The 9,572-nt window shown below is 71.2% G+C and carries 6 protein-coding genes; 3 read left to right on the top strand and 3 right to left on the bottom strand.

Annotated features, from left to right (window positions below):
- Positions 1 to 135: 135 nt before the first annotated feature.
- The gene (locus PUR61_RS36930; RefSeq protein ID WP_329883941.1) at positions 136 to 735 is read right to left on the bottom strand and encodes a superoxide dismutase family protein; all 600 of its coding nucleotides are present in this window, start codon (positions 733 to 735) and stop codon (positions 136 to 138) included.
- A gap of 209 nt (positions 736 to 944) precedes the next feature.
- Entirely contained in the window at positions 945 to 1,361 is a 417-nt protein-coding gene (locus PUR61_RS36925) for a type II toxin-antitoxin system VapC family toxin (protein ID WP_329883940.1), read from the bottom strand.
- Between the two features lie 337 nt (positions 1,362 to 1,698).
- Between PUR61_RS36925 and acnA the strand changes: the two genes are divergently transcribed.
- Entirely contained in the window at positions 1,699 to 4,359 is a 2,661-nt protein-coding gene (acnA, locus tag PUR61_RS36920; protein WP_329883939.1) for an aconitate hydratase AcnA, read from the top strand.
- Positions 4,360 to 4,523: 164 nt separating this feature from the next.
- Positions 4,524 to 5,894: a glycoside hydrolase family 18 protein gene (locus PUR61_RS36915; RefSeq protein ID WP_329883938.1), complete on the top strand. Its 1,371-nt coding sequence runs from the start codon at positions 4,524 to 4,526 to the stop codon at positions 5,892 to 5,894.
- 77 nt (positions 5,895 to 5,971) lie between these two features.
- Here the strand turns inward: PUR61_RS36915 and pepN are convergent, their stop codons facing one another.
- The gene (gene pepN, locus PUR61_RS36910; protein WP_329883937.1) at positions 5,972 to 8,536 is read right to left on the bottom strand and encodes an aminopeptidase N; all 2,565 of its coding nucleotides are present in this window, start codon (positions 8,534 to 8,536) and stop codon (positions 5,972 to 5,974) included.
- A 230-nt stretch (positions 8,537 to 8,766) separates the two neighbouring features.
- Here pepN and PUR61_RS36905 point away from each other — a divergent pair, with 230 nt between their 5' ends.
- Entirely contained in the window at positions 8,767 to 9,399 is a 633-nt protein-coding gene (locus PUR61_RS36905; RefSeq protein WP_329883936.1) for a DsbA family protein, read from the top strand.
- The last annotated feature ends 173 nt before the right edge of the window (positions 9,400 to 9,572 follow it).

The raw sequence follows: 9,572 nt of genomic DNA, 5'->3' as shown, positions 1-9,572 counted from the left end.
GGCTGCAGTCTGCTGTCACCCATACGCTCAGCAGACCGCAGCTCTGACGGCCTGTCACCACTCACGACCACGCGAACATCAGAACTGAAACGCAACGCGCCTCACGTGGCGACCACAGATCTCAAGACCAGCTCACTAGAGCTCCTCCAGCTTCACGCAGGCGACCCGGTCGTTGGCGCCGTGCTGACCGCGCTGAGCGTGCGCACCGGCCGCATCCTGCGCGCCGTGCCGGCCGCGCGCGCCGGTCGGGTCGGTCGGGCCGCCCGCGTGCAGGACCAGCGAGCGGGCCTCCCCGGCCCGGGGCTGCCAGGCCACCACCGTCGCGGCGGTGCCGTCGCCGTGCCCGTCGGTGCGCAGGGCGAGCCGCAGCTCGTTGCGGTCGTTGGCGTAGGCGGGGTCGGTCGACGGGCGGACCGGGTCCACCGTGTCCTGGTAGTGCGGGCCGGACGCGGCCGGGTCGGCCCCGCACGGGCCGGTGTGCAGGTGGACCGGGAACTCGCGGTCGGCGGCGACCCCGGTCACGCTCATGGTCAGTACCGTCCGGCCGGGCGCCGAGCGGTCGACCACCACCCGTACGTGCGAGCCGTACGGAACGAGGTCCGGCGCGTGGCTGATCGCGGTCGGCGGGACGAAGGCGGTGGCGGGGTCGAAGGCGGCGTCGGTGGTCGAGACCGGCACGGCGGCGGGTGCCAGCAGGGCGAGCGGGAGCAGGACGGCGGCGAGCGGAGCGGACATCGGCGGACCTTCTCGGGCTGGGCGCGCTCCCGGAGGGCGCACGCAAGAGCGGACACCCTGCTCAACGCCGCCCGCCGCTCCCCGGACACGCCCCGCGGGCCCCGGACACGTGCCCCGGGCTCCGACGCCGGCCCCGTCGACCCCGGGCCCCGCCGGACCCGCTCGCCCGGGGAGCTTCCGGGAGCTCCCCGGGGGCCCGGCCGACCCTGCTACCCGGCGTCCCCGCCCGGCCGGCCGATGCCGCGGATCTCGCACCGCGGCCCGCTGGCCCGCATCAGCCGCAGGTCCGCCGTGACCAGCGGCACCCCGTACTGCTCGGCCACCGCCACGTACGCGGCGTCGTCCGGCGTGAGGTTGTCCTTGAGTTCCCAGATCCGCCCGAGCAGCGGTCCGACCGGCACCTTGCGGATCGCGAGGCCGGGCAGTTCGGTGGCGAGCTCGCCCACCCGCTCGGCGGTGAGTTCGCGGGCCAGGTACAGGCCGCGCAGCGACTGCATCACCTCGATGACGAGGTGCTCGGGCGCCGCCCACTCGTCGTCCGCGGCCAGTTCGGCCCGGGCGGCTGCCCCGCGTTCACCCTCGTCGGCCAGCGCGAGCACCAGCGCGGACGCGTCCACCACGATCATCAGTCGGCCCCCGGCCTGCTCCGGTGTGTCACTCTCCGGTCACCGTACCGGGGGGTGCCGCTCCTTCGGCGAGCGGGCCGTCCGAACCGGGGGCAGCCTGGGGTGGTGCCGGTTCGGCGCCCGCGTGGTACTGAGGAGGTGCCGACGTGGCGGAGCCGACGCCATGCACTATGGTTTATCTCGACATCGAGATAACTGCCCTCTACGATATATCTCGACATCAAGATACTTGCCGAGAGGCGCTCACCGGCGGTGCGGGCAAGGTCAGCCTAAGTAAGGCTGACCTTACCACCGTGGCGGCCGGAATACCGCACGAAGCACCTAGAAGGAGTCAGTCGTGTCCGCGAACAGCTTCGACGCCCGCAGCTCGCTGCAGGTGGGCGACGAGTCGTACGAGATCTTCAAGCTCTCCGCCGTCGAGGGTTCCGAGCGGCTGCCGTACAGCCTCAAGGTGCTGCTGGAGAACCTGCTCCGCACCGAGGACGGCGCCAACATCACCGCCGACCACATCCGTGCCCTCGGCACCTGGGACGCCGACGCCCAGCCGAGCCAGGAGATCCAGTTCACGCCGGCCCGCGTGATCATGCAGGACTTCACCGGCGTGCCGTGCGTGGTCGACCTCGCCACCATGCGTGAGGCCGTCAAGGAGCTGGGCGGCGACCCGGCCAAGATCAACCCGCTGGCCCCGGCCGAGCTGGTCATCGACCACTCCGTCATCGCCGACAAGTTCGGTACGCCGGACGCCTTCGTCCAGAACGTCGAGATCGAGTACGGCCGCAACAGGGAGCGCTACCAGTTCCTGCGCTGGGGCCAGACCGCGTTCGACGAGTTCAAGGTCGTCCCGCCCGGCACCGGCATCGTCCACCAGGTGAACATCGAGCACCTGGCCCGCACCGTCATGGTCCGCAACGGCCAGGCCTACCCGGACACCTGTGTCGGCACCGACTCGCACACCACCATGGTCAACGGCCTGGGCGTGCTGGGCTGGGGCGTCGGCGGCATCGAGGCCGAGGCCGCGATGCTGGGCCAGCCGGTCTCCATGCTGATCCCGCGCGTGGTCGGCTTCAAGCTCAACGGCCAGCTGCCGGCCGGCACCACCGCCACCGACCTGGTGCTCACCATCACCGAGATGCTGCGCAAGCACGGTGTGGTCGGCAAGTTCGTGGAATTCTACGGCGAGGGCGTCACCGCGATCCCGCTGGCCAACCGCGCCACCATCGGCAACATGTCGCCGGAGTTCGGTTCGACCTGCGCGATCTTCCCGATCGACGCCGAGACCATCAGCTACCTGAAGCTCACCGGCCGTGACGAGCAGCAGCTCGCCCTGGTCGAGGCGTACGCCAAGGAGCAGGGCCTCTGGCACGACCCGTCGGTCGAGCCGGTCTACTCCGAGTACCTGGAGCTGGACGTCTCCACCGTCGTCCCGTCGATCTCCGGCCCGAAGCGCCCGCAGGACCGCGTGATCCTGGCCGAGGCCGCCGAGAGGTTCGCCGAGGCGCTGCCGACCTACTCGGCCGAGGCCTCGAAGCCGACCACCGTCACCGCCCCCGACGGCTCGTCCTACGAGATCGACAACGGCGCGGTCGTGATCGCCTCGATCACCTCCTGCACCAACACCTCCAACCCCTCCGTCATGCTGGGCGCCGCCCTGCTGGCGAAGAAGGCCGTGGAGAAGGGCCTGCGCGTCCAGCCCTGGGTCAAGACCACCCTGGCGCCCGGCTCCAAGGTCGTCATGGACTACTACGAGAAGGCCGGCCTCCTCCCGTACATGGAGAAGCTGGGCTTCAACCTGGTCGGCTACGGCTGCGTCACCTGCATCGGCAACTCGGGCCCGCTGCCCGAGGAGGTCTCGGCCGCGGTGAACGAGGCCGACCTCGCGGTCGTCTCGGTGCTCTCCGGCAACCGCAACTTCGAGGGCCGGATCAACCCGGACGTCAAGATGAACTACCTGGCCTCCCCGCCGCTGGTGGTCGCCTACGCCCTCGCCGGCAACATGAACATCGACATCACCCGTGACGCCCTGGGCCAGGACGCCGACGGCAACGACGTGTTCCTCGCCGACATCTGGCCGTCGGAGAAGGAGGTCGCCGACACCGTCGCCGGCTCCATCGACGAGGCCATGTTCGACAAGGGCTACCAGGACGTCTTCGCCGGCGACCACCGCTGGCAGTCGCTCCCGGTCCCGACCGGCAACACCTTCGAGTGGGACACCGAGTCCACCTACGTCCGCAAGCCCCCGTACTTCGAGGGCATGGCCAAGACCCCGAGCCCGGTGAACGACATCGCCGGCGCCCGCGTCCTGGCCAAGCTGGGCGACTCGGTCACCACCGACCACATCTCCCCGGCCGGCAACATCAAGCCGGGCACCCCGGCCGCGCAGTACCTCACCGAGCACGGTGTGGAGAAGCGCGACTTCAACTCGTACGGCTCGCGTCGCGGCAACCACGAGGTGATGATCCGCGGCACCTTCGCCAACATCCGCCTGCGCAACCAGATCGCGCCGGGCACCGAGGGCGGCTACACCCGCGACTTCACCCAGGCCGACGCGCCGGTGTCGTTCATCTACGACGCCTCGCAGAACTACCAGAACGCCGGCACCCCGCTGGTCGTCCTGGCCGGCAAGGAGTACGGCTCCGGCTCGTCCCGCGACTGGGCCGCCAAGGGCACCGCGCTGCTCGGCGTGAAGGCCGTCATCGCCGAGTCCTACGAGCGCATCCACCGCTCGAACCTGATCGGCATGGGCGTCCTCCCGCTGCAGTTCCCGGAGGGCCAGAACGCCGACTCCCTCGGTCTGACCGGCGAGGAGACCTTCTCCTTCACCGGTGTGACCGAGCTCAACGAGGGTCGCACCCCGAAGACCGTCAAGGTCGTCGCGGTCGGCACGGACGGCGCCACCAAGGAGTTCGACGCGGTCGTCCGCATCGACACCCCCGGTGAGGCGGACTACTACCGCAACGGCGGCATCCTGCAGTACGTGCTGCGCTCGCTGATCGGCTGATCCTCCGACAGCTGCCGAGAGGCCGGACCGCGTTCCCGCGGTCCGGCCTCTTTTGCATGCTGCCCCGTCCGGGCACGTCCTCTTGTGCGCCGTGGCGCGATGGACTAAATCTCTATGCCAGCTGGTCCAGACCAATTGACGCTGCTTCAGAGAATAGGTCCGGTATGCCCACTCGCTCCTCCGCCCTGCTCGCCGCCGCCACCGTCGCCGCGCTGCTCGTCGCCCCCGCCACCGCCAACGCCGCCGGGACCCAACACGGTCCCCAGCTCAAGGGTCAGCGCGTCGGCTACTTCACCCAGTGGGGCGCCGACAGCTCCGCGAAGCGGGTGCAGGAGTCCGGCCAGGCCGGGAAGCTCACCGTCATCAACTACGCCTTCGGCAACGTCTCGGCGGACGGCACCTGTTTCGAGACCAACGACGCAGGCCAGGGCGACGCCTACAACGACTACCAGCGCGCCTTCTCCGCCGCCGACTCGGTGGACGGCGTGGCCGACGCCCCCGACCAGAAGCTCAAGGGCCATTTCAACCAGCTGCGCAAGCTGAAGGCCGTCAACCCGCAGCTCAGGGCCGTGATCTCGCTGGGCGGCTGGAGCTGGTCCAAGTACTTCTCGGACGCGGCCGCCACCGACGAGGCGCGCAGGAAGTTCGTCTCCTCCTGCATCGACCTCTACCTCAAGGGCGACGTGCCGCAGCTCGCCGGCTCCCCGGAGGGCGGCAAGGGCGTGGCCGCCGGGGTGTTCGACGGCATCGACGTCGACTGGGAGTACCCGGGCGGCGGCGGTGACGCCGGCAACGTCGTCCGCCCCGAGGACGGCCGCAACTTCACCCTGCTGATGGCCGAGTTCCGCAAGCAGCTGGACGAACTCGGCGGCAAGCGCGGCCCGCACGCCACGAGCGACGGCACGAGCGACGGCACGAGCGAAGGCAAGGGCAGGGGCAAGGGCAAGCACTACCTGCTGACCGCCGCCGTCGCCGCCAACGAGACCGTGGCGGACCGGCTGGAGCTGCCCGAGCTCGCGCGGACCGTCGACTGGCTCAACCTGATGACCTACGACCTGCACGGTCCGTGGGAGGGCAAGGGCCCGGCCAACCACCACGCCAACCTCTACTCCGACCCGACCGACTCGGACGCACGGCAGCGCAGCGCGGACAAGGCCGTCGACCACTACGCCCAGCGCGGCCTGCCCTCCCGGCAGACCGTCCTCGGCACCCCGTTCTACGGCCACGGCTGGACGGGTGTGCCGGCCGGCGCCCGCCACGGCCTCTACCAGAAGGCCACCGGCACCGCGCCGGACCGCTCCTACAAGGAGATCAACGCCCTGCCCGGCACCACCTACGTGGACCGCGACCACGGCGCGTCCTGGCGGTACGACGGCTCCACCTTCTACAGCTACGACTCGGCCGAGGTGCTCACCGCGAAGGCCCGGTACGCGCGATGGAACGACCTGGCCGGTGTGATGGTCTGGTCGCTGGACGGCGACGACGCCCGGGGCAGCGCGATCGCCGCCCTGGACCGCGGACTGCGGGGCAACTGACCGCCGGAACGCGAACGGGCTGGGCCCGCCCCGACGGATGTCGGGGCGGGCCCAGCCCGTTCAGCACGTCCGGCCCCTCAGGTGCGGTCGCAGGCCTGCGCCCGCAGCGCCCGGGCCAGGTCGTCCCGGCGCTCCAGCACCAGCCGACGCAGCGCGGGCGCCGCGTCCAGGTGGCCGGCGAGCCAGCCGTCCGCCTCGGCCAGCGTCGCCTCGCTCACCTGGGTCTGGGGGAAGAAGCCGCCGACGATCCGCATGGCGATCTCGATGGTCCGGTCGGCCCAGATCCGCTCCAGCAGCTTGAAGTAGGGCGCCGCGTAGAGCGAGGTCAGGTCGCGGTGCCCGGGCAGCGCGAAGCCGGCGATGTTGGCCTCGACCAGGGCGTTGGGCAGCTCGTCCGAGTCGATCACGGCGGACCAGGCGGCGGCCTTGGCCTCCGGGGTCGGCCGGGCGGCCAGGCACTGGGTGTGCTGGCGCCGGCCGCTGGCGGTGTTGTCGGTGGCGAGCTCCTCGGCGAGTTCCTCGTCGGAGGCCTGGCCGGCCGCCGCGAGCGCCAGCCAGAGCGCCCAGCGCAGCTCCTGGTCGACCTCCAGCCCGTCGATCCGGGCGGTGCCGGCCAGCAGGCCGCGGACCAGGCCCAGGTGCTCGGAGCCGTTGGCGGTCTGGGCCAGGAACCGGGCCCAGGCCAGCTGGTGGTCGCTGCCGGGGGCGGCGGCGCGCAGTTCGCGGAGCGCGCCGTCGGCGAGGAGGCGGCCGCCCTCGCCGCGCCAGGCCGGGTCGGCGTACAGGTCGACGGCGCTCTTGGCCTGGCTGTGCAGCGACTGCAGGACGCCGATGTTGGCCTCCTGGCCGGCGAACCGCAGGACGAGCGCGATGTAGTCGCGGGCCGGCATCAGGGCGTCGCGAGTGAGGTTCCAGACGGCGGACCAGGCGAGCGCGCGGGCCAGGTCGTCCTCGATGTCGCCGAGGCCGGCGCGCAGCGTCTCCAGCGATTCGGCGTCGAAGCGGATCTTGCAGTACGTGAGGTCGTCGTCGTTGAGCAGGACGAGCGCGGGCCGGGCCAGGCCGGTGGCCTCGGCCACGACGGTGCGGGCCTCGGTGACGTCGAGCTCGATCCGCCGGGTGCGGACGAGGGCGCCGTCGGCGTCCCGGTCGTAGAGGCCGACCGCGATGCGGTGCGGGCGGAGCACCTCGCCGTCCTGGTGGATGGCGAGTTCGGTGATCCGGCCCTCGGCGTCGACGGTGACCTCGGGGGTGAGCGCGTTGACGCCCGCGGTCTGCAGCCAGGCGGCGGCCCAGGACTTGAGGTCGCGGCCGCTGGTCTCCTCCAGGATGTCCAGCAGGTCGCCGAGCTCGGTGTTGCCGAAGGCGTGCCGCTTGAAGTAGCGCCGGGCGCCCTCGAAGAACGCCTCCGAACCGGCGTACGCCACCAGCTGCTTGAGCACCGAGGCGCCCTTCGCGTAGGTGATGCCGTCGAAGTTGAGCTTGGCGTCCTCCAGGTCGCGGATGTCCGCGGTGATCGGGTGGGTGGTGGGGAACTGGTCCTGTCGGTAGGCCCACGCCTTGCGCTGGTTGGCGAAGGTGACCCACGCGCCCGAGTAGCGGGTCCGCGCGCCGACCAGGCCGTACGAGCCCATGAAGTCGGCGAAGGACTCCTTCAGCCAGAGGTCGTCCCACCAGCGCATGGTGACCAGGTCGCCGAACCACATGTGGGCCATCTCGTGCAGGATCACGTTGGCCCGGCCCTCGTAGGCGGCGTCGGTGACCCTCGAACGGAAGACGAACTCCTCGCGGAAGGTGACGCAGCCGGGGTTCTCCATCGCGCCGATGTTGTACTCGGGGACGAAGGCCTGGTCGTACTTGCCGAAGGGGTACGGGTAGTCGAACTGCTCGTGGAAGAAGTCGAGGCCGAGCTTGGTGACGCCGAGGATCTCGTCGGCGTCGAAGGAGGGCGCGAGCGAGCGGCGGCACATCGCCGAGAGCGGGATCTCCAGCACGGTGCCGTCGGCGAGGGTGCGGCTGTAGTGGTCGCGGGCGACGTGGTACGGACCGGCGACCACGGCGGTGAGGTAGGTGGAGATCGGCCGGGTCGGCGCGAACTCCCAGGTGCGCGCGGCACCGTCCTCGGCGACGTTCTCGTGCGGCGCGTTGGACCAGACGTTCCAGGCGGCCGGCGCGGTCACGGTGAAGGTGAACGGCGCCTTCAGGTCGGGCTGCTCGAAGGTCGCGAAGACCCGGCGGGCGTCGGCCGGCTCGTAGTGGGTGTAGAGGTAGGTCTCGCCGTCGACCGGGTCGGTGAACCGGTGCAGGCCCTCGCCGGTCCGGCTGTAGGCGCAGTCGGCGTCGACGACGAGGACGTTCTCCGCGGCGAGGCCGTCGAGGTGCACCCGGGCGCCGTCGAAGGCGGTGGCGGGGTCGAGGGCGCGGCCGTTGAGGGTGACGGCGCGGACGCCTGCGGCGAGCAGGTCGAGGAAGGTCGACGCCCCCGGCTCGGTGCAGCGGAAGGCGACGGTGGTGGTGGACCGGAAGGTCGCGGCCGCGGGGTCGGTGGCCGAGGTCACGTCCAGCCGGACCCGGTACGCGTCCACGCCCAGGATGCTGGCCCGCTGCTGGGCTTCGTCGCGGCTCAGGTTCTTGCCCGGCACGGCGGTACTCCTTTGTCCGGCTCGCACGGTGGTGCGGTCTTCGGCGGTGCGGTTGGTGCGGCGCTGTGGTGTCGCGGGGGCATCCTTTCACGCCCCTCACGTCGGTACCATTGCACAACTCGGGGCGGCGGCCCGGAATCAGCGGTGTCGGGCGGGCGTTGGCGCTGGGTGGGATGCCCCGTGCGGGCCCGCACCACCGACTTCCGGATCTCTCTCGAAGGACGACAGCCGTGACGACTGCCGCTGAGCGCAAGACCGCCGACTTCTGGTTCGACCCGGCCTGTCCGTGGGCCTGGATGACGTCCCGCTGGCTGATCGAGGTGCAGCAGCTCCGCCCGGTGGACGTGAACTGGCACGTGATGAGCCTCTCCGTGCTGAACGAGCACCGCGACCTGCCGGAGAAGTACCGGGAGCTGCTGGACAACGCGTGGGGCGCGGTGCGGGTCTGCATCGCCGCCGCGCAGCAGCACGGCGACGAGGTGCTGGGCCGGCTCTACACCGAGCTGGGCACCCGTTTCCACAACCAGGGCCTGCCGCAGAACCGGGAGACCGTCGAGGCGGCGCTGGTCGCGGCGGGTCTGCCGGTCGAGCTGGCGGACGCGGCGGACACCGACGCGTACGACGAGGCCCTGCGCGCCTCGCACAAGGAGGGCATCACGCTGGTCGGCGAGGACGTCGGCACCCCGGTGATCGCGGTCGAGGGCGCCGACGGCGAGCGGGTGGCGTTCTTCGGCCCGGTGGTCACCCCGATACCGCGCGGCGAGGCGGCGGCGCGGCTCTGGGACGGCACCCTGCTGGTCGCCGGCACCCCGGGCTTCTACGAGATCAAGCGGACCCGTACGGCCAGCCCGTCCTTCGAGTAGGCCGCGCCCGCGGACGACGAGGGCCCGGAACCGCTTGGGTTCTGGGGGTCGTCGCAACACCACGTGGTTTAGGTGGTGAGTAGATCACGTAGACGCTCGGCTGGGGTATTCCAGCCGAGCGTCTTGCGTGGGCGGCCGTTGAGTTCCTGGGCGACGTGTTCGAGGTCTTCGGG

Source organism: Streptomyces sp. BE20 (assembly GCF_036322525.1).
In the GTDB taxonomy this organism is placed as follows: domain Bacteria; phylum Actinomycetota; class Actinomycetes; order Streptomycetales; family Streptomycetaceae; genus Kitasatospora.
The sequence above is the reverse complement of the archived record's forward strand: the minus strand, read 5'-3'. Positions and strand labels throughout refer to the sequence as shown.

What these genes read in the sequence shown, in the direction of transcription:
- PUR61_RS36930 (WP_329883941.1), bottom strand. Translation starts at nt 735, where the DNA reads ATGTCCGCTCCGCTCGCCGCCGTCCTGCTCCCGCTCGCCCTGCTGGCA.
- PUR61_RS36925 (WP_329883940.1), bottom strand. Translation starts at nt 1,361, where the DNA reads ATGATCGTGGTGGACGCGTCCGCGCTGGTGCTCGCGCTGGCCGACGAG.
- PUR61_RS36915 (WP_329883938.1), top strand. Translation starts at nt 4,524, where the DNA reads ATGCCCACTCGCTCCTCCGCCCTGCTCGCCGCCGCCACCGTCGCCGCG.